Origin of the sequence: Maritalea porphyrae, assembly GCF_027213965.1 — a bacterium.
Lineage (GTDB): Bacteria > Pseudomonadota > Alphaproteobacteria > Rhizobiales > Devosiaceae > Maritalea > Maritalea porphyrae_A.
Genome location: NZ_JAPWGX010000061.1, coordinates 1 through 253, shown reverse-complemented (window position 1 = coordinate 253; position 253 = coordinate 1). Strand labels below are relative to the sequence as shown.

General features: G+C 51.4%; 1 pseudogene. It reads left to right on the top strand.

The window, feature by feature from the left end:
• Positions 1 to 10 precede the first annotated feature (10 nt).
• Positions 11 to 253: pseudogene (locus O4H47_RS18020) on the top strand (hypothetical protein); the annotation flags it as partial.

Here is a 253-nt window from a genome sequence, read left to right as displayed (position 1 = left end):
TGCTTGGGCCGTGGATTACCCAGCGGTAATGCTGGCTGCGAAAGGCTACAAAGTAACAACCATCATGAAGCCTCAGCGTAACCCAATCGGCGACTGGTTAATGCACGTTCAGCGTATGCAGTATGGTGGCCGCATCTTCGCTCGCGACGCAGGGGTTAAACCTTTTGATCGCGCTATCAAACAGGGTTACTTAGGTTACTGGTTACCGGATCAAGATTTCGCTGAGGCGAACTCAGTTTACGTGCCCTTCTTT